Origin of the sequence: Providencia sp. PROV252, from assembly GCF_033676005.1 — a bacterium.
Taxonomy (GTDB): domain Bacteria; phylum Pseudomonadota; class Gammaproteobacteria; order Enterobacterales; family Enterobacteriaceae; genus Providencia; species Providencia vermicola.
Genome location: NZ_CP096294.1, coordinates 3,668,996 through 3,688,467 on the forward strand (window position 1 = coordinate 3,668,996; position 19,472 = coordinate 3,688,467).

Genomic DNA, 19,472 nt, shown 5'->3' on the forward strand with positions numbered 1-19,472 from the left:
AAATCCTAGTGATCTTCTTGGTAGGTTAACGCACTTAACCATTGAATAAAGGCCAGCTTACATTTTAACCACTGACTGCTATAGCAAAAATCATCCGCACTCATGTTTTCATTAGCAATATCTAACTGTAATTGGTCTAACGGCGTATCATGGATAAAATGTGGGGCAGAGTTTTGATAGTGCACCAAAAAGGCTTGAACAAAACGCAGGAACTCGACAAAACCTTGGCGCGCATCATTTGCCCCTGCTAACCAATAGGTTTCATGTTGTTGGCACAGCAACTGCATATGCGTCAGCGATTTTTCAATCGGTTGCTCTTCGTAATCAAATAGCGAATCAGGGCGGGTTAATGGTGCTTTAGTTGGTGAAAGTAAGGAATAACCCCGAGCAGCTTTACTTAGGGAAGACAGGTACAGTCCATCAATATCAGCAAACTTTTTCGCTAAATTAAGAACATCCGCAATAAAGCCTTTTTTCAGTTCTAATTCAAACTCTTGAATAGGTAAATCTTTTGCACCTGCGGAAATTTCACCTTGGTCAAGCACCACTTCAATTTCGCTGTCTTCGAAAGTCACTAACCATTTTTCGCGGGTAAAATTGGTGCTAAACAATACACTCAATTCAGATTGCAATGCCGTAATATCAGTGCCTTCTGGCCAAATGTCTTCAGGAAAAGCGGCAAGGTTCAGTTCGGGGGAATCAATATTAACATTGTATTCAGGCCGCTGATGTAAACCACTAATTGCCTGCCCCGCCGTTTTCATCGTCATTTCATAGTGACCATCACAGCCACGAATACGCAGCCCCATATCCCATTGCCGCAATTGCCTATGCGGCGTGTCAAAATAAATATTCGTTAGCTTTGTTGGCTCACTATATTGATGGGGCAATGTCGATATACTCTGACGAACAGCCTCTATGGCCTCACTTTTGGCGGCTAATTTGAGTTCAACCTCGACGTGGCTCATACATATCCTTATTTGATAATTTCACTGTGCTCATATTACCCCAATCAAGCGATGCTGAGAAAAGAATCTGTATTGAAATCAAAAATTCTCTCTGTCAGATTTCTTTTAGAGAGTTATCTTGAAAAAAGGGTAAAAATAAGGGTAATTTAGGCAGTTAGGATAGTTCTCATTATCTTTTAGAGAACCAAGACATCGGTGTTTAGGGTTTGCACCCTGCCACTTTACTTATTAGTATTCAATGAATACCACATTCATTCACCACCAAAAGACTGTAAATACCATGCGAAAAATTCCATTATTATTAATTTCAATCATGGGGCTAGGCCTTTCCTTAAACACACAAGCAGCAGAAAAGCGTTATGTTTCAGATGACTTATCAACATATGTTCATAGCGGCCCTGGCACAAAATATCGTATCGTAGGAACGCTCAATGCAGGGGACGAAGTTGAACTGATTTCCACTGACAATAAATTTGCTCAGGTACGTGATGATAAAGGCAGGACAGTTTGGCTACCTGTTGACCAGCTTAGCAATAAACAAAGCATGAAAACCCGTATTCCAGAGCTGGAAGCCGAAAATCAAAAGCTCCGCCAGCAGCTCGATAATATTGATGGTACGTGGAACACACGCACTGCCGATATGCAGCAAAAAGTGGCAGACAACGACAATATTGTTCGCCAACTGAAAGCAGAAAATGAAAAATTAAAGAATGAATTAATCAAATCAGGTAAAAAACTCGAGATTGCCGAGGTGAACCTTGACGATCGCCGCCGTGAATTGATTTTACAATGGTTTATGTATGGTGGTGGTGTAGCGGGTGCTGGCTTAATTTTAGGTTTAATTTTACCACACCTCATTCCACGCCGTAAAAAACGTAATGATGGCTGGGCATAATAAGGTTATTCGATGAAAGTGTATCTGGTCGGTGGTGCCGTCCGTGACCAACTCCTAGGGCTGCCTATTTCTGATAGGGATTTTGTGGTCGTTGGCACAACGCCTGAGGCGATGCTTACAGAAGGTTTTCAACAAGTTGGAAAAGACTTCCCTGTCTTTTTGCACCCAGAAACGCATGAAGAATACGCATTAGCCCGCACAGAACGCAAAATCGGGGTGGGCTATACCGGGTTTAACTGCTATAGCGCCCCTGATGTCACTATCGAAGATGACTTATTACGTCGTGATCTCACCATTAATGCCATCGCACAAAGTGATTCAGGGGAGATTATCGACCCGTTCAATGGCGTAAATGACCTCGAAAAACGGGTTCTACGCCACGTTTCAGACGCGTTTGCAGAAGACCCATTACGTGTTTTACGAGTCGCACGCTTTGCCGCACGTTTTTATGAACAAGGCTTCACTATCGCCCCTGAGACACTGGCGTTAATGCAGTCAATGGCGATGACGGGAGAGTTATCACACCTAACAGCAGAGCGCGTTTGGGTTGAAACCGAAAAGGCTCTTAAATCAACCGCACCGCAAGTTTATTTCGAGGTTTTACGCCAATGTGGTGCACTCGTAGTGCTGTTCCCCGAAATTGATAATTTATTTGGCATTCCCGCCCCTGAAAAGTGGCACCCTGAAATCGATACAGGGGTTCACACTTTAATGGTGATGAAAGTGATTGCTATGCTGTCTAATGATGTGAATATTCGTTTTGCAGCATTATGCCATGATCTGGGCAAAGCCCTTACTCCACCTGATGTGTGGCCCAGCCATCCTAATCATGGGGAGGCAGGTATCCCACTTATTGAGCAGCTTTGTACTCGCCTTCGAGTCCCAATAGATGCGCGAGATTTAGCCTGTTTAGCGGCACGATATCATGATAAAATTCACGTAATCAATCGGTTATCGGCTAGTGATTTAGTCGCTGTTTTTGATGGTTTAGATAGCTGGCGAAAACCAGAACGCATTATACAGCTCAGTTTAATCAGCGAAGCCGATGCCAGAGGTCGACTTGGTCTTGAACAACACGCCTATCCGCAAGGCGAGTTTCTGCGCCAAGCATTTGCTATCGCGCAGTCTGTCGCGGTAAAACCCATTGTTGAGCAAGGGTTTAAAGGATCTGAAATTCGCCAAGAATTGACACGTCAGCGTATTGAGCGCATTGCTTGCTGGCAACAACAGCAGCAAATTATTGATATGAACCTATAGATATGGATGATGCTGGCGATAAAACACCGCCAGCCATCTTTTAAGCAGTTTTAGTGCCTCTTTCGATTACAACACCGACTTGGTGAGCGCGTGCAACTGCGCCTGGTTTAGCGACTTTAATGCGTACCCATGGACTATTGAATTTTGTCATTAAAAGTTGGGCGACTTCTTCAGCAACGCGTTCAACTAAACCAAATTTATTTGTTTCTAAATGGTTGATGAGGGTTTGGCTAACCTGTGCATAATCTAAGCAATGTTCAACATTATCGCTCAAAGACGCGCGCTTGTTATCCCATCCCATTTCGATATCGAGCACTAATTTCTGCTCAATAGTTTGTTCCCAGTCATATACACCAATCGTGGTGATGACTGATAATTGTTCAATAAATACGATATCCATCACGTCATTTTCTCGTTTATGTACTGAATTAATACCACTTCAGCAAAAATATGCGTATTATCCAAGACTGAAGTGAATATATGGCCTCAATCGTTTTGGAGTTAGCTATGAGTGCAACCGCGCTTGGCATGATAATCTTCGCTTATCTTTGTGGATCAGTTTCCAGTGCAATACTGATCTGCCGTATAGCGAGACTACCCGATCCCCGTCAACACGGCTCTGGTAACCCTGGTGCAACTAACGTCTTACGCGTTGGAGGTAAAGCAGCCGCCGCCGCAGTACTACTTTGCGACGTTTTAAAAGGGATGATCCCCGTTTGGCTGGCTTATTACCTCAATGTACAACCATTCTATCTTGGCTTTGTCGCAATTGCAGCCTGCCTTGGGCATATTTATCCTGTTTTCTTTCATTTCAAAGGGGGAAAAGGGGTAGCAACTGCATTCGGTTCTATCGCGGCTATTGGCTGGGATCTTTCAGGATTAGTTGCAGGAACATGGTTACTCACTGTCCTACTCAGTGGTTATTCATCTCTTGGGGCAATTGTTAGTGCTCTCTTAGCCCCCTTTTACGTTTGGTGGTTTAAGCCTGAATTTACCTTTCCTGTCGCCATGCTATCGTGCTTAGTATTAGTTCGTCACCACGGTAATATTCAACGTTTATGGCGCGGGCAAGAAAGTCGTATTTGGCAGAAATTGAAAAACAAAAAGCAAAAAACGAACAAAGAGATTGCTCAAGAAACCAAAGAGCAAGAACTCGACGACTAAATATTCATTCCTACTTCCTTTAAAAGAGCTGAAATCAGCTCTTTTTTTATACCTAATACTTGCTCAAAGTTTCCTAAAAAGCACCATAAAAATAACAGCAGCGTAAAATCCCTTCCTAAAACTGTACTAGTAGCAATTTGTGCTGTTGTTACATTTTCACTTTAACCAGCGCACACTTTTAAAAAAAAGTTAATTTATTGCAAATTTATTACTAATGAATATTTAAAAGCTGTCGACTATATAAAAGGAAAACTAAACAATAATAATGGTATTTATCATGAGCAGAACTCCTTATATCACTCAAAATGAACATATCTTAGATGAAGATATTACTCTAATGACAACTAGCGACCTGCAAGGAAACATTGTTCACGCTAATGATTTCTTTGTTCAAGTTAGTGGTTATGAATTAGATGAATTATTAACACAACCCCATAATATTATCCGACATCCTGATATGCCTAAACAGGCTTTTGCGGATATGTGGGCAACACTCAAACAAGGTGAACCGTGGACGGGGATTGTCAAAAACAGACGAAAAAACGGTGACCATTATTGGGTTAGAGCCAATATCATTCCCATGGAGCGCAAAGGCGTTATTACGGGTTATATGTCGATTCGAACTCGTGCTACTCGCCAAGAAATCGCTGCTGTGGAACCCCTTTATGCAGCAATGAATGAAAATAGAAGCCAAAAAAAAATCTTTAAGGGCATTGTGCTTTCCAAAAAATGGCCTTTTCACCTATCTACCCTCTCAACGCGGTGGCGAATTCGACTCACCATAAGCATATTATTTGCGTTTTGGATGGCGATAGCGAGCTTAGCTGGATTGCAAGACCTCCCATTACTCATTGCAAGCTTGTGTACCTTTGCCACCCTATTAATTGGAAATATTATCCTTGAACGAATTCTTGCCACTCCCCTTGAAAACATTATGACTCAAGCACTCGGTATCGCTCGCGGTAACCGTCACAGCGTCAATCATATGCAACGCACAGATGAAATTGGCCAGCTATTACGCTCTGTTGGACAACTTGGCTTGGTCTGTCGTTGGTTAATAAAAGATGTGTCAGAACAGGTGGATAACGTCCGCAAAGGTAGCCAATCCTTAGTTGCTGACTGCAATGAGCTAGATACACACACACTGCGCACGGTGGGTTATATGCAACAAACCGTCGCAACAATGAACCAAATGGCTGTTTCTGTGAAAATGAATGCAGACAACACCATTCAGGTTGACCAGCTGTCAAATGCAACCAGTGAAACGGCAGTGAGTGGAGGCGCGATGATGGAGGCCGTCGTTGGCACCATGGATGAGATTGTTCATAGCACCAGTAAAATTAATTCCATCACTGATGTTATTAAAGACATCGCCTTTCAAACCAACATATTAGCATTAAATGCTGCCGTAGAAGCCGCACGTGCAGGAGAGCAAGGCAAAGGGTTTGCGGTGGTAGCTAATGAAGTTCGCAGTTTAGCCAGCCGCAGTGCTAGCGCCGTCAATGATATCCGTGAATTAATTAATGACTGCGAGAAAAAAGTGAATTCTGGAAAAAATCAGGTGCACACTGCAGGGAACACAATGAGAAATATTGTAGACCAAGTGCAAAATGTGACCCAGCTAATCACGCATATTAGCCAAGCAACATCTGAACAAGCAGCGGGTATTTCTGATATCACCCAAGCGGTGAGCGAATTAGAAACGATTACACAGCAAAGCACACTACTGGTTGAACAAAGCACAGAGACATCTAATATGGTAAAAGACCGTTCGATACGCCTTGAAGAGGCAGTGATTGTTCTACATTAATTTTTGACTCTATAAAAAGGGCTGTTTCATCACAGCCCTTCATTTTGATATGCAGTACTCTATTTTTCTAACGGCGGTAATTCAGCCAGCGGCCAACGTGGGCGCACTGTCACGCCTAAACCTGTCGTTGTACCACCCTTAAGACGAATAAGCCCAGCAAGCGCAATCATCGCGCCATTATCGGTACAAAATTCAGGGCGCGCGTAAAATACTTCCCCACTACGTTGCTTCAGCACTTCTTCCATTTTGGCACGAAGAGCACGGTTAGCACTAACCCCACCAGCCATAACGAGACGTTTAAAGCCCGTTTGCTCAAGCGCACGCTTACATTTGATGGCAAGCGTGTCAACCACGGCATCTTCAAACGCACGCGCGATATCCGCGCGAGTTTGGTCGTCATCTGCATTTTCACGAATGGTATTCGCTGCGAAGGTTTTTAGGCCTGAAAAGCTGAAGTCTAAACCAGGTCTGTCCGTCATAGGCCTTGGAAAAACAAAGCGCCCTGCAGTGCCTTGCTGCGCCATACGGGATAAAACAGGGCCACCAGGGTAGTCTAACCCTAACAGTTTTGCCGTTTTATCGAAGGCTTCCCCTGCCGCATCATCAATGGATTCGCCTAATAGTTCATATTCGCCAATGCCTGTCACACTAATTAATTGTGTATGACCACCAGAAACCAGTAATGCGACAAATGGAAATTCGGGGCTCTTTTCTTCCAACATCGGTGCCAATAAGTGCCCTTCCATATGATGAACAGCAATAGCGGGTACATTCCAAGCAAATGCCAGAGAGCGCCCAACGGTTGCTCCAACCATCAAAGCCCCCACCAGACCAGGGCCTGCGGTGTAAGCAACTGCATCGATGTCTTCACGAGTTAAATTAGCTTCTTTCAGCGCCGCTTGAATCAATGGCACCGTTTTACGAATATGATCACGAGATGCCAGTTCAGGCACCACTCCGCCATAATCTGCATGGACTTTAATTTGGCTATATAATTGGTTGGCAAGTAAGCCAAGTTCGTCGTCATAAATTGCGATACCCGTTTCATCGCAAGAAGTTTCGATACCTAAAACACGCATTCCACTACCCTTGTTTATTTCATAGTCACAAGTCTATCACTATTTTCAACCTATACTCCAAATAATTCGAGTTGCAGGTAGGCGACAAGGGAAGATATCCCGATGAGCGTACAAAAGTACGTGACTCGGGTAGCTGAGCGCAGTCAACACCCCTGCAATTTGAAGAATTGCGAGTATATCGCGTAATTTATGTTGCCAAAAGGCTGACTTTCCTTGTTGTATAGTCTATAATCAACCCCCTGTAATAAAAATTTCGTGTGGCTAATTCTCATTATTGTCTGGTTTTGTTTGCTTTTTCATCGAACGAGCTACAAATCAGGTGATCTTGTGTGATTCAATTTTATACGGCACTTTACAAACCCGTACTCATTGAAGTAAAATTCCGCACCATTTTAAATGAAGGCTGGTGAATCCATACCAGCAACAAACCGATTTCTATCGAGGTGAGAGGCACATGCCGGTAATTAAAGTACGTGAAAACGAGCCATTCGACGTTGCACTGCGTCGTTTCAAACGTTCCTGTGAAAAAGCAGGTGTTTTAGCTGAAGTTCGTCGTCGTGAATTCTATGAAAAACCAACGACTGAACGTAAACGCGCTAAAGCATCAGCTGTTAAGCGTCACGCTAAGAAACTGGCTCGCGAAAACGCACGCCGTACTCGTCTGTACTAATTGATTGCGGTGTTAACCGCATTCATGACAGACGATAGCTAATACAAGAATTAAGTCACTCTTATCGTTATTTTTTTCTTGTAGTAGTCATAGCTAAGCAGTTAAAGGCCGTGCTTTCCTAAAGGAAGCGCGGCTTATTATCGTTCATCAACAGGCGAAAAAGAGGCTTATGGCTGGACGAATTCCGCGTTCATTTATCAATGACTTGTTAGCAAGAACTGACATCATTGATTTAGTCGATGCAAAAGTCCCGTTAAAAAAACAGGGTAAAAACCATCACGCTTGCTGTCCGTTTCATAATGAAAAAACGCCTTCTTTTACCGTTAACGGTGAAAGGCAGTTTTATTATTGTTTTGGTTGTGGTGCTCACGGTAACGCTATCGATTTTTTGATGAATTACGACAAACTCGATTTTGTCGAAGCAATTGAAGAACTTTCTGCATTACATGGCCTTGACGTTCCGTACGAAAAAGGAACAGGTACAAGCCAAATAGAATTACATCAACGGCAAAATTTGTATCAGTTGATGGAAAAAATTAACCAATTTTACTGCGCTGCCTTAAATCATCCCTCGGCAAATAAAGCCAAAGATTATTTAAGCCAACGTGGTTTGAGCGCAGAAATTATTGAGCATTTTTCCATTGGTTTCGCCCCCCCAGGCTGGGATAATTTGCTCAAGAAATTCGCAGTAAACCCCGACAGTCGCAAACAGCTTGATGATGCAGGCATGTTAGTGACCAATGATAATGGCCGTGTCTATGACCGCTTTAGAGAGCGCGTGATGTTTCCCATTCGGGATAGACGAGGTCGAGTTATCGCCTTTGGTGGGCGAGTATTAGGGGATGCATTACCCAAATATTTGAACTCGCCAGAAACAGATATTTTCCATAAAGGTCGTCAGTTGTTCGGCCTTTATGAAGCAACACAAAATAGCAGTGAATTAGCGAAGTTATTAGTTGTCGAAGGTTATATGGATGTAGTGGCATTGGCTCAGTATGACATCCGCTATGCGGTAGCATCACTGGGAACCTCAACCACCTCAGAACACATTCAGTTACTTTATCGTTCAACAGATACTGTTATCTGTTGTTATGATGGTGACCGAGCTGGCCGCGAAGCGGCATGGCGCGCATTAGAAACCGCCCTGCCTTATCTGACGGATGGCCGCCAACTACGCTTTATGTTTTTACCTGATGGTGAAGACCCTGATTCATTGGTACGCAAAGAAGGTAAAGAAGCCTTTGAGCAGCGCATGCAAACAGCACAAACGTTATCAGGCTTTTTATTTGATTCACTCGTACCACAAGTTGATTTAACCACCCAAGAAGGGAAAGCAAAATTTAGTAAGCTTGCTATCCCTTTGATTAAACAGATACCGGGTGAGACTTTGCGCCTTTATATGGCGCAAGAGCTAGGAAATTTTATTGGTATACCAGATATTTCTCAGGTTCTTGCTATTATTGATAGAGAGAACACCGAGCAAGTTAATTATCAGGCGCCAAAATTAAAACCGACAACAATGCGAATTCTTATCGCATTGTTAGTGCAAAATCCGAACTTTTCGGAGCTTGTTCCCTCATTAGAGGGAATTGCCCATATCCAAATGCCGGGGCTTTCTCTATTTCAGGAATTGGTCGATGTATGCCGTTCCACCCCCGGAATGACGACTGGGCAGCTGCTAGAGCGTTATCGAGATAATAATTTTTCGAAACAGCTTGAAAAACTAGCAACATGGAACGATATAGAAATAGAGGAGATAGCGGAAAATACCTTTATAGATGCATTAAATCATCTATTTAATAGCGCACTCAGCGAACGTTTCGACTATTTAATGGCGAAAGCTCGCACACAAAGTCTGACCCCGCAAGAGCGCGAAGAGGTGCACTTAATTACGCTGTCGCGAGTAAAAACATAATATAAACCCAAAATAGAATTAGTATATAAAACGGCTTAAGTGCCGCTAAACACAAGGCAGATGCCTGTAAAATGCTGCGAAAATAAAGGGCGTAGCAAATAATAAATATTTCCCTTTGTATGTTCTTGTTGGCCGAATGTTTCGCCGACCGACACCAATCTAAATACTCAGAAGTGTGGATACTGTCTTATGGAGCAAAACCCGCAGTCGCAGCTTAAGCTACTCGTCACCAAGGGTAAAGAGCAAGGTTACTTAACCTATGCTGAGGTCAACGACCATCTGCCGGAAGATATCGTCGATTCAGATCAGATTGAAGATATCATTCAGATGATTAATGACATGGGCATCCAGGTCATGGAAGAAGCACCTGATGCCGATGATTTGATTTTGGCTGAGAATACTTCCGATACGGATGAAGATGCAGCAGAGGCCGCTGCACAAGTTTTATCCAGTGTTGAGAGTGAAATTGGCCGTACTACTGACCCTGTTCGCATGTATATGCGTGAAATGGGGACTGTCGAACTTCTCACCCGTGAAGGTGAAATCGACATCGCAAAACGTATCGAAGATGGGATTAATCAGGTTCAGTGCTCTGTTGCTGAATACCCTGAGGCTATCACTTATCTTCTCGAGCAATACGACCGTGTTGAAGCAGGTGAAAGCCGTCTATCTGACTTGATTACTGGCTTTGTTGACCCTAATGCGGAAGAAGATCTTGCCCCTACTGCCACCCACGTCGGCTCTGAATTACCACAAGAAGAGTTGGATAAAGACGACGATGAAGATGAAGAAGATGAAGACGGCGATGACAGTGATAGCGATGACGATAACAGCATCGATCCTGAATTAGCGCGCCAGAAATTCTCTGATCTTCGTGAACAGTATGAAAGCACACGTCAACATATCAAACAATATGGACGCAGCGATGCAAAAACCGCCGCTGCGATTGAACAACTTTCCGAAGTGTTCAAAGAGTTCCGTTTAGTACCGAAGCAATTTGACTATCTGGTCAATAACATGCGTGAAATGATGGATCGCGTTCGTTTACAAGAACGTACTATCATGAAACTGTGTGTTGAACAGTGCAAAATGCCGAAGAAAAACTTCATCACCTTATTCAGCGGTAATGAAACCAGCGAGACTTGGTTAACAGCAGCAAAAGCGATGAACAAGCCGTGGTCTGAAAAACTGCTTGAAGTTGAAGAAGAAATTCTGCGTTGCCTACAAAGATTACGTCAAATTGAAGAAGAAACTGGCCTGACAATCGAACAAGTTAAAGATATCAACCGTCGTATGTCTATCGGTGAAGCGAAAGCTCGCCGTGCGAAAAAAGAAATGGTTGAAGCGAACTTGCGTCTGGTTATTTCTATCGCGAAGAAATACACCAACCGTGGCTTGCAATTCCTTGACCTGATCCAAGAAGGTAATATCGGTCTGATGAAAGCCGTTGATAAGTTTGAATACCGCCGTGGTTATAAGTTCTCAACTTATGCAACTTGGTGGATCCGTCAGGCTATCACGCGTTCAATCGCTGACCAAGCACGTACAATTCGTATTCCGGTTCACATGATTGAAACCATCAATAAACTGAACCGTATCTCTCGTCAAATGCTGCAAGAAATGGGCCGTGAGCCATCGCCAGAAGAACTGGCTGAACGCATGCTAATGCCAGAAGATAAAATACGTAAAGTTCTGAAGATTGCAAAAGAGCCAATCTCAATGGAAACCCCTATCGGTGATGATGAAGATTCACATTTAGGCGATTTCATCGAAGATACGACTTTAGAGCTGCCTTTAGACTCAGCAACATCAGAAAGCTTACGCTCTGCAACTCACGAAGTGTTAGCTGGCTTAACAGCACGTGAAGCGAAAGTTCTGCGCATGCGTTTTGGTATCGACATGAATACTGACCATACTCTTGAAGAAGTAGGTAAACAGTTTGATGTTACCCGTGAACGTATTCGTCAGATTGAAGCGAAAGCACTGCGTAAACTGCGTCACCCAAGCCGTTCAGAAGTTCTGCGCAGCTTCCTTGATGAATAAGAACACGTTATTCGAATAGACAAAAACACCTGCTAAGGCAGGTGTTTTTGGTTGTTGACAAAGCAGGATAAAAGCGTGGTTTTTCCTGCTTTGTGTTATCAGGCGAAAATCAATAAATTGATTTTCCTAGTTTATTTTCAAAACCTATCCAACCTGCAGTCAAACCTAATCGGTTTGTCAGCAGTCTGAAACACCTGCCAAGGCAGGTGTTTTTTTTCAGTGCAATTTTATTTCATTACTTTATTTTTCATCATTAAGCATAACGTTGCCATAATCGCGATTGCACCACCAAACATTGCCACATTGAATCCTGAAACAAAAGCAGAACGCGTCAGTTGTTCAACCAGCAACGATGGCATCGAACCAGAAGAACTATGAATCAAACGTTCGATTTCTTGAGAAGACATCGCGCTATTTAACCTATCATCATGGAGTAATTGGTTCACCGCACGGTGAGTCATTAATGTGCCTAATAGCGCTATCCCTAATGTCATCCCTGTCTGTCTTAATGCATTCATTATCGCTGATGCAATGCCTGAATACGCTTTTTCAACACTCGCCATCACTAAAGCACCAATTGCAGGCGTCGACATCCCCATTCCTGCACCTAAAACGAATAATATCAATGCAATGGGCAGATAATCCGTTTCAGAATTTACCTGCGTAAATAACAATGATGCACTCGCGATTAAAATAAATCCAACAACCATTAAATTACGTACACTTAAAAAACGGGATAATTTACCAAATGAAAATGAAAATATCGCCATCGCAATAAATTCTGGCGCCATACGGAGCCCCGCTTCAAAAGCACCCCACCCCTGGCCTTTTTGTAAGAATAGCGCGATAAAAAACACATTGCTGTAGGTGGCAAAACCCAGAGCAAAAGAGGCCATATTATATTGAAAGAAAAAAGGGTTTGTTTTAAAAAGGAAAAAAGGGAGTAATGGTTTCTCCACCCGTTTCTCTACCCAAATAAAGGCTAAAGCCGCTACTGTAAAAATAGCTAATCCACTTTGCGTGAAATAATTTCCCCAGCCTTTATCCCCCGCTTCAATTAAAGCAAAAGTAACACTACCTAACGCCACAATACTCAATAGTTGCCCTAAAGGATCAAAAGCGGCTTTCTCGGGATCAGCACTTTCATTGATCCCAATCCACCCTAACAATAGGGTCAGTAAACCAATTGGAATGTTGATTAAAAAAATCGTCATCCAATTAAAGGTATCAACCAAAAACCCCCCTAATATTGGGCCAATAATTAATGAAAGCGCGCTAACTGCTGACCAAATTCCAATAATTTTAATCCGTTCAATATCGTTGCTAAAGGCTTGAGTGATAATTGAAAGCGCACCAGGGATCAATGCTGCAGCTGCTATCCCTTGGATAACTCGGCCAATAATTAGCATCTGAGAAGATACTGAAAATGCACAAATTGCAGAGCCTAAAGTAAAGATCACAATTCCTATTAACCACACTTTTTTGCGTCCATAGCGGTCACTGATAGGGCCAACAGAAAGGATCAATGCAGATAGACATAGCGCATATGCATCAATAATCCACTGTAACATCGACAGACTCGCCCCAAGATCTTCACCAATTGCAGGGAGTGCCACATTCACGATGCTGATATCCAATGTTGCCATAAATGTGCCTAAACACACGGCAACGATCAAAAATAATCGTCTCATTTCATCTACCTCATCTTCGTTATGACTACATCATAGAATATGACCGACCGACGGTCAATTGAAATGAGAATGAATATCATTACTTATAAAATCAGCGAGTAAATTATTTTCTACTAAACATAAAAAACGGCCTAATCAGCCGTTGTTTATTAATAAAGGGAAAAACTAGTTATTTAAAACGGGGGTTTCATGCAGATATTCCCAATAACATTGGTTATCGACAACTCGAATACAGACTGTCGATGTCCTTAATGTTGTGAGCCCTTCATTTTCTTGTCGTTCCTGATATTGAATCCAACACCTTTCGCCAGCTTCAAATAACGGAATAACCTCAAATGGTACTGTCAGAAATGAGGGTTTTGTACCGACATTTTCGCTAAATAGCCCTGCCACCTCAGTTAAGCCAATTCGGTGCCCACCGATGGTGACCATTTTAAAGTTTTCAGTAAAACTAGCTAATAATGGAGCAATACTTTTATCACTATTGCGCCCCGTGAAAACATCTTCAATTAACACATGTATATCGACAACGCTTTGCAGTGCCTTTTGCATTGAATCACGCATTTATTTTTCCTTACTGACTGAAATTAATGAAAATAGCCCAAGAATAGAAGCAATTAAAAAAGTATATTGGTAGTTAGATAGCTGATCCGAAGATGGCATTAGACTAAATATTGAAATTAAAACGACAGCACCTACGCTGAAAGCGACTTGGCGATTAATATTCCACAGCACACTTCCTTGCAATAAATCTTTATCTTTGAAATCCATCAGTGAGCTGATTTGGGCTATATTTGCACTTAATCCGCCCCCCATACCCATGAATAAATACGCCATCACCAACAAACTTAATTGTGCTGAACTGGATACCCAATAAAGCAAAAATATTCCCAAGCTATGCAATACAATACCGAGAACAAATAAACATTTTTTCCCTATACGAAAATAAAGGCGCCCGCCAGAAACCATCGAAACAACAGCTCCTGCCGCATACAAAATCATAAATAATCCTGTTTGCCCTGCATTAAAGCCCAAATTAATTTGTAAGTTAAAAATATTGAGCAAATTTACCCCAGTAAAAATACCAGGCACTGCGTAATAAACAATAAAGGCATTACGCAAGTTACTATTTTTTAATAACTGAAAATTTAAAATAGGTTCGCGGCATTTTTTGGCATAGCTAAGGTAAAAAATAAATACCACAACTGAGGTAAAAAAACTGGTAAGAGCCAATGCAACACTGTGATAATCGTTATACAGCGAAAAAGACAATAACAAACAAAGTAAACTGATACTGACCATTATCAGGCCGAAAATATCTGGTTTTTCTCGTGATGCTTGCCCATCATTTTTTATCCAACCCCAAGCAAGCACTGCCGTTAATAAAGAAAATGGGATATTAGAATAAAAAATCCAATGCCAAGATAACGAATCAATAATTACGCCACCAATAGCTGGCGAAAAAGCAGGAGCAATAAGTGCCACTGTCATAATTAATGTCGATATACGTTGGCGATCGTTATTGGGAAATAACGCAAAAACGAGCGCTTGCCCTACAGGAATTAATAACCCACCAGCCATTCCTTGGACAAAACGCCAAAAAATCAAACTATAAATAGACTGGCTTGAACCACTTAGCCACACTGCAAGTGTGAAAAGTAACATTGAATAACACAGTAGTTTTTGATTACCAAACCGCCCCGCTAGCCACAAGCTGATCGGCATCACTAGCACTAGTCCTAAAATATACGCATTCGCAACCCATGCCACCTGTGATTGGCTAGCCGAAAATGATGATGCGATATCAGGCAATGCAATTGCTGACATAAAAATATTAATACAATCAATAAAGAAACCGAGTAAAAACACGGTCGCAATTTTATAACGATAAGACATACCCCCCCCTATAGCAGCAAAGAGTAAGGATTACTCCTTTCTTTGTCGATACAAGAGAAGTAAAATCATTGTTTAATAAAACAGAACAATAAATACCATTATGCAAAAAAATTTAAAAAAAATTATCAGTTTTCTTCAGGTCGTAGATTCAGGCTCTTTCACCAAGGCTGCGGATATTTTAGGGCTAAGTCGCTCAATGGTCAGTGTTGACATAAAGCAATTAGAAACTGAGTTAAATGTGAGTTTACTAACGCGAAATACCCGTAATATTGCCCTAACCGAGGTTGGGAAACATTTTTACGAAGACTTTAAACATATTCAAAGTCAAATTAATGAGGCCTTTGAAAAGAGCCAGAATTTAGGTACTAATATTTCAGGCTTATTACGCTTTTCATCAACAAGTGAATTTGGTCAACGCTTTATTCTTCCCTTGCTTCCTGAATTTTGCCGCCTTTATCCTAGGTTAAAATTACAATATTCCGTCAATTCATCTCTAGATGATTTAATTACAGAAAAACTTGATGTCTCTATTCGACTTGGTAATTTAAAAAGCTCATCACTCAAAATGAAAAAATTAGGTGACTACAATATTTATTTGGTTGCTAGCCCTGAATTTGTTCAAAAATACCAAATTAATCAGGTTTCTGACCTTGCACTCGTACCTTGGGTGAATCATTCGCTGTTAAATTGGCAAGATACCCAATATGTTATGCAAAATAACTGTGGAGAAAACTTCAGTATTCCCTCAATAACAAGTCAATATGAGTCCAACTCTGCTGCAGTTATCCACCAAATGGTATTAGCCTCTTTAGGCATCGCTATTTGCCCTGCTTGGCTGGTGAATGAGGATTTAAACGCTAAACGTTTAGTCCGCGTTCTTCCTGAATACCATTTACCCAAGCAAAACATTCAACTACTTTACCCGAGCACTTTTGTTTTACCCGCTAAGACACGGACTTTTATTGATTATTTGGTATCCAACATTCGAATTGAACCGTAAAAAAACCACCGATATTGGTGGTTTTTCAATTTATAACTACCCCTTAAAACTTAAGCATTCTGTAACTGCATCTCAGCTGGATCTTTAATAGGTTCATTCACAAAGAAGAAATAAACCAACGATGCTAAAAATGCCACTGTTGCACATACAACTAATGCCAGCGTAAATGAGTGTGTTTGGTCAACAATAATACCTGTGACAATCGGTGCAAATGAACCACCAATAAAGCCACCGAAATTCTGAATCCCACTAACAGAAGTAATTAGACGTGAAGGAACCGAAACTAAAATGAGTCCCCACGCAGATGTCCCAGCAAAATGAATAGAAAATAGCGCCATACTAATGCATGCAACTGCTGAGAAAGTGCTGTCTGTATATGCTGCGGGTAATGTAAATATTGCTGCAGATAATAGCCCTAAACAAATCATCCATTTACGGCTTTTCATTTTATCTGCGCCACGTTTAACAACATAATCTGCAACAACACCATTCACTAACATACCTAATGCACCAAATAAAAACGGTATAGCAGCAACCCAACCTGTTTTTTCTAGGCTTAAACCACGTGAACTCTCTAAATATGCAGGCAACCAAGTTAAATATAACCAAACCATGTAACCCACACCATTAAAACCGATAATCATTCCCCATAATGAGCGTTGTTTAAATAAAGATGCCCATTCTTTAAAAGAAACTTTATTGGATGATGAAGGCGGAGCACCATCATTTAAATAACTTAATTCTTCTTCAGTTAAATCTAATTGCTCACGGTTACGATAGAAAATGAACCATAGGATTGAAAGAATGATACCGCTGATACCAATAATAATAAACATGGTACGCCACCCAAACGCTAGCATTAACGCAATTAATAATGGTGGAGCTAATGCTTGTGCGAGTGTAGAGGACATATTAACAATCCCCATTGGTAAACCACGCTCACGAATATTATACCAGTCATTAACAACTTTAACGCCTGTTGGTAGATGAGGTGCTTCACCAATACCTAAGAAAACACGCGCAATGATTAAGTGAGTAAATGATGATAATAAGCCTGTAACAGTCTGAGCTAACGACCATAAAAATAAGCCAAAACCATAGATTTTTTTAACACCAAAACGTTCCATGACCATGCCTATTGGCAACTGGCATAATGCATAACCAAACGAGAAGACTGACAATAGCAGCCCCATTTGTGTTGCACTAAATCCTAATTCTTTACTTATTGTAGAGTTTGCAATAGAAAGAGATGCTCTATCTAAAAAGTTAATGATACCTGCTATCAGCAAGAATGTGAGCGCAATAAATTGCCAGCGCTTTAGTCTTTTACTCGCATGTAGTGACATAATTAAGTACCTTTAAGACGTAACAGGACCCTGCGGAATAATATTTACTCCGCAGATTTATTTTATTAATAATCTTTATTTTTTATCTATTATTTACGACTTTAATTTTAATATCAGTTCTATTTCCACTGGCGTATCAAAAGGTAATGTATTTGTACCTATTGCTGAACGCGCATGTTTTCCATTATCTCCAAGTATTTCAATTAAAAAATCTGAAGCCCCATTCATGACTTGAGGTTGGTTTTTAAAATCATTAGTACTCTGTACAAAACCTAATAATTTTATGCACTCGTCAATTTTATCTAAATCACCTAAATAGGCTTTTAATGATGAAAATATGTTAATAATGCACTGTTTAGCTGCTTCCTGACCTTGTTCGACAGTTAATTCTTTTCCTAATGTTCCTGTATGAATTAATACACCGTCTTTTTGACAGTCATGCCCTGATGTATAAAGTAAATCGCCATATTGCTTAATTGAGACATATGAAAACTTAGGAGCCCCTGGTGTGGCTAATGTAATTCCTTTTTCTTCTAGTTTCTTTTCAATATTCATTAATTATTCCTATTTATTTAGCAATATATTTGCCATGTCATAATAAATTTCTGCTGCAAGGTACAATTCGCTTATTTCAACAAACTCATCCTTAACATGTGCTTGAGCTAAGCCCCCAGGCCCCATAATTAGTGTTGGAATTTTGCTCGTCACAGAGAAAAAAGGTGCTTCACATGTTGCTTCAAATATCTGTGGCTGTACTGTTTTTTCTGCAAAACGACTGACTGTTTCTAAGGCTACCTGAGTGAGTTCATGGTCAACAGGAATATCTGATGCAGGAATAAACAAGTAATTATCTAAATGATATTCAACTTCTTCACCTTGGTTATATTCCGCAATTGCTTGGTGAATTTTTTGTTCAACCTTATGTTTATCTTCTCCTGGAACTAAACGCCTATCAATTTCAATATCACAATGTTGAGGTACAATATTTGGTGCTGTTCCCCCATTGATCGTGGTAATAATCATGGAAGCCTTACCTAACAATTGATGCTCTATTTCTTCAACAGAAGCACGATGTTGTTCTAATGCTGGTAGTATCTTTGCCATTTTAGAAATTGCACTATCTGGATACCGTGTTTTTGCTGCATGCCCCGCAGTTCCTTTTGTGCTCAGGTTATAACGACTGACTCCTTTATGCGCAATACAAACATCAAGTGAGGTTGGCTCGCCAATGATGGCGTAATCAGCACTAACTCCATCTTTAATATAGTGCAACATACCCAGATTAATTCTTTCTTCGTCAACATTAAAAACTAACGTTAAATCCCCTGAAAATACATCTTGGTTGCGCTTTAATAAAGTCGCAGCATACATCATAGCGGCAACCCCTGATTTCATATCAGCGGCACCACGACCGAATACTTTGCCATCTTTAATTACGGGTTCAAAAGGTTCAGTACTCCAACCACAGCCACAAGGAACCACATCAATATGTCCGTTAAATAAAAGATGTTTCCCTTTTCCTGTTCCCTTCAAATGGGCAATAACATTTGGCCTACCAGGAGCAACTTCTTGCATCTCAACATCAATATTTTCTTGCTTAAAATAATGATATATAAATTCAGCAACCTGCTGTTCTTCTCCTGGTGGATTTTCAGACTTATGCTTAATTAAGGCGCAAAGAAGCTCAAGCAACTCATTTTGTTGCTGACTATTTAATTTATACATTTTATTCTCCGAT

At 41.1% G+C, this 19,472-nt stretch carries 17 protein-coding genes; 8 read left to right on the forward strand and 9 right to left on the reverse strand.

Annotated elements, in window-relative coordinates:
• Positions 1 to 5 precede the first annotated feature (5 nt).
• On the reverse strand, positions 6 to 968 hold the full coding sequence (locus M1F05_RS16865) for an inorganic triphosphatase (protein ID WP_206083687.1): 963 nt from the start codon (positions 966 to 968) through the stop codon (positions 6 to 8).
• 280 nt (positions 969 to 1,248) lie between these two features.
• Between M1F05_RS16865 and M1F05_RS16870 the strand changes: the two genes are divergently transcribed.
• On the forward strand, positions 1,249 to 1,863 hold the full coding sequence (locus M1F05_RS16870) for a TIGR04211 family SH3 domain-containing protein (protein WP_206083686.1): 615 nt from the start codon (positions 1,249 to 1,251) through the stop codon (positions 1,861 to 1,863).
• Between the two features lie 12 nt (positions 1,864 to 1,875).
• Entirely contained in the window at positions 1,876 to 3,120 is a 1,245-nt protein-coding gene (locus M1F05_RS16875) for a multifunctional CCA addition/repair protein (protein ID WP_206083685.1), read from the forward strand.
• A gap of 40 nt (positions 3,121 to 3,160) precedes the next feature.
• Here M1F05_RS16875 and folB read toward each other — a convergent pair whose 3' ends face one another.
• The gene (gene folB, locus M1F05_RS16880; protein ID WP_206083684.1) at positions 3,161 to 3,520 is read right to left on the reverse strand and encodes a bifunctional dihydroneopterin aldolase/7,8-dihydroneopterin epimerase; all 360 of its coding nucleotides are present in this window, start codon (positions 3,518 to 3,520) and stop codon (positions 3,161 to 3,163) included.
• Positions 3,521 to 3,627: 107 nt separating this feature from the next.
• Between folB and plsY the strand changes: the two genes are divergently transcribed.
• Both plsY and M1F05_RS16890 read left to right on the forward strand, forming a co-directional pair.
• On the forward strand, positions 3,628 to 4,284 hold the full coding sequence (plsY, locus tag M1F05_RS16885; RefSeq protein ID WP_206083683.1) for a glycerol-3-phosphate 1-O-acyltransferase PlsY: 657 nt from the start codon (positions 3,628 to 3,630) through the stop codon (positions 4,282 to 4,284).
• A 277-nt stretch (positions 4,285 to 4,561) separates the two neighbouring features.
• Positions 4,562 to 6,094 carry a PAS domain-containing methyl-accepting chemotaxis protein gene (locus M1F05_RS16890; RefSeq protein WP_206083682.1) on the forward strand — a complete coding sequence of 511 codons (1,533 nt, stop codon included), beginning with the start codon at positions 4,562 to 4,564 and terminating at the stop codon, positions 6,092 to 6,094.
• 59 nt (positions 6,095 to 6,153) lie between these two features.
• Here the strand turns inward: M1F05_RS16890 and tsaD are convergent, their stop codons facing one another.
• Positions 6,154 to 7,173: a tRNA (adenosine(37)-N6)-threonylcarbamoyltransferase complex transferase subunit TsaD gene (gene tsaD, locus M1F05_RS16895; RefSeq protein ID WP_206083681.1), complete on the reverse strand. Its 1,020-nt coding sequence runs from the start codon at positions 7,171 to 7,173 to the stop codon at positions 6,154 to 6,156.
• 454 nt (positions 7,174 to 7,627) lie between these two features.
• Between tsaD and rpsU the strand changes: the two genes are divergently transcribed.
• The 3 genes from rpsU (at position 7,628) to rpoD (ending at position 11,801) form a co-directional block, all read left to right on the forward strand.
• The gene (gene rpsU / locus M1F05_RS16900) at positions 7,628 to 7,843 is read left to right on the forward strand and encodes a 30S ribosomal protein S21 (RefSeq protein WP_001144069.1); all 216 of its coding nucleotides are present in this window, start codon (positions 7,628 to 7,630) and stop codon (positions 7,841 to 7,843) included.
• 169 nt (positions 7,844 to 8,012) lie between these two features.
• On the forward strand, positions 8,013 to 9,758 hold the full coding sequence (gene dnaG, locus M1F05_RS16905; RefSeq protein ID WP_206083680.1) for a DNA primase: 1,746 nt from the start codon (positions 8,013 to 8,015) through the stop codon (positions 9,756 to 9,758).
• Between the two features lie 105 nt (positions 9,759 to 9,863).
• Positions 9,864 to 11,801, forward strand: a complete 1,938-nt coding sequence (gene rpoD, locus M1F05_RS16910; protein ID WP_272516315.1) for an RNA polymerase sigma factor RpoD — start codon at positions 9,864 to 9,866, stop codon at positions 11,799 to 11,801.
• Positions 11,802 to 12,028: 227 nt separating this feature from the next.
• On the opposite strand, the gene M1F05_RS16915 is transcribed toward rpoD, so the two are convergent.
• The 3 genes from M1F05_RS16915 to M1F05_RS16925 all read right to left on the reverse strand — a co-directional run bounded on the left by M1F05_RS16915 (position 12,029) and on the right by M1F05_RS16925 (position 15,388).
• Complete coding sequence (locus M1F05_RS16915) at positions 12,029 to 13,492, reverse strand: MFS transporter (RefSeq protein ID WP_206083678.1); 1,464 nt, start codon at positions 13,490 to 13,492, stop codon at positions 12,029 to 12,031.
• Between the two features lie 165 nt (positions 13,493 to 13,657).
• Positions 13,658 to 14,056 (reverse strand): hypothetical protein, encoded by a 399-nt coding sequence (locus tag M1F05_RS16920; protein ID WP_206083677.1) that lies wholly within the window; start codon positions 14,054 to 14,056, stop codon positions 13,658 to 13,660.
• On the reverse strand, positions 14,057 to 15,388 hold the full coding sequence (locus tag M1F05_RS16925; protein WP_206083676.1) for an MFS transporter: 1,332 nt from the start codon (positions 15,386 to 15,388) through the stop codon (positions 14,057 to 14,059).
• Positions 15,389 to 15,488: 100 nt separating this feature from the next.
• Here M1F05_RS16925 and M1F05_RS16930 point away from each other — a divergent pair, with 100 nt between their 5' ends.
• Positions 15,489 to 16,388 carry a LysR family transcriptional regulator gene (locus M1F05_RS16930; protein WP_206083675.1) on the forward strand — a complete coding sequence of 300 codons (900 nt, stop codon included), beginning with the start codon at positions 15,489 to 15,491 and terminating at the stop codon, positions 16,386 to 16,388.
• Between the two features lie 50 nt (positions 16,389 to 16,438).
• Here M1F05_RS16930 and M1F05_RS16935 read toward each other — a convergent pair whose 3' ends face one another.
• The 3 genes from M1F05_RS16935 to M1F05_RS16945 form a co-directional block, all read right to left on the reverse strand.
• Positions 16,439 to 17,734, reverse strand: coding sequence for an MFS transporter (locus tag M1F05_RS16935; protein ID WP_206083674.1), 1,296 nt, complete (start codon positions 17,732 to 17,734; stop codon positions 16,439 to 16,441).
• 93 nt (positions 17,735 to 17,827) lie between these two features.
• Positions 17,828 to 18,289 carry a RidA family protein gene (locus M1F05_RS16940; RefSeq protein WP_206083673.1) on the reverse strand — a complete coding sequence of 154 codons (462 nt, stop codon included), beginning with the start codon at positions 18,287 to 18,289 and terminating at the stop codon, positions 17,828 to 17,830.
• 9 nt (positions 18,290 to 18,298) lie between these two features.
• Positions 18,299 to 19,459 carry a M20 family metallopeptidase gene (locus tag M1F05_RS16945; RefSeq protein WP_206083672.1) on the reverse strand — a complete coding sequence of 387 codons (1,161 nt, stop codon included), beginning with the start codon at positions 19,457 to 19,459 and terminating at the stop codon, positions 18,299 to 18,301.
• Positions 19,460 to 19,472 lie beyond the last annotated feature (13 nt).

What these genes read in the sequence shown, in the direction of transcription:
- M1F05_RS16890 (WP_206083682.1), top strand. Translation starts at nt 4,562, where the DNA reads ATGAGCAGAACTCCTTATATCACTCAAAATGAACATATCTTAGATGAA.
- dnaG (WP_206083680.1), top strand. Translation starts at nt 8,013, where the DNA reads ATGGCTGGACGAATTCCGCGTTCATTTATCAATGACTTGTTAGCAAGA.
- tsaD (WP_206083681.1), bottom strand. Translation starts at nt 7,173, where the DNA reads ATGCGTGTTTTAGGTATCGAAACTTCTTGCGATGAAACGGGTATCGCA.
- M1F05_RS16925 (WP_206083676.1), bottom strand. Translation starts at nt 15,388, where the DNA reads ATGTCTTATCGTTATAAAATTGCGACCGTGTTTTTACTCGGTTTCTTT.
- rpsU (WP_001144069.1), top strand. Translation starts at nt 7,628, where the DNA reads ATGCCGGTAATTAAAGTACGTGAAAACGAGCCATTCGACGTTGCACTG.
- M1F05_RS16865 (WP_206083687.1), bottom strand. Translation starts at nt 968, where the DNA reads ATGAGCCACGTCGAGGTTGAACTCAAATTAGCCGCCAAAAGTGAGGCC.
- M1F05_RS16870 (WP_206083686.1), top strand. Translation starts at nt 1,249, where the DNA reads ATGCGAAAAATTCCATTATTATTAATTTCAATCATGGGGCTAGGCCTT.
- M1F05_RS16920 (WP_206083677.1), bottom strand. Translation starts at nt 14,056, where the DNA reads ATGCGTGATTCAATGCAAAAGGCACTGCAAAGCGTTGTCGATATACAT.
- M1F05_RS16935 (WP_206083674.1), bottom strand. Translation starts at nt 17,734, where the DNA reads ATGTCACTACATGCGAGTAAAAGACTAAAGCGCTGGCAATTTATTGCG.
- M1F05_RS16915 (WP_206083678.1), bottom strand. Translation starts at nt 13,492, where the DNA reads ATGAGACGATTATTTTTGATCGTTGCCGTGTGTTTAGGCACATTTATG.
- M1F05_RS16875 (WP_206083685.1), top strand. Translation starts at nt 1,876, where the DNA reads ATGAAAGTGTATCTGGTCGGTGGTGCCGTCCGTGACCAACTCCTAGGG.
- plsY (WP_206083683.1), top strand. Translation starts at nt 3,628, where the DNA reads ATGAGTGCAACCGCGCTTGGCATGATAATCTTCGCTTATCTTTGTGGA.
- M1F05_RS16945 (WP_206083672.1), bottom strand. Translation starts at nt 19,459, where the DNA reads ATGTATAAATTAAATAGTCAGCAACAAAATGAGTTGCTTGAGCTTCTT.
- M1F05_RS16940 (WP_206083673.1), bottom strand. Translation starts at nt 18,289, where the DNA reads ATGAATATTGAAAAGAAACTAGAAGAAAAAGGAATTACATTAGCCACA.
- M1F05_RS16930 (WP_206083675.1), top strand. Translation starts at nt 15,489, where the DNA reads ATGCAAAAAAATTTAAAAAAAATTATCAGTTTTCTTCAGGTCGTAGAT.
- folB (WP_206083684.1), bottom strand. Translation starts at nt 3,520, where the DNA reads ATGGATATCGTATTTATTGAACAATTATCAGTCATCACCACGATTGGT.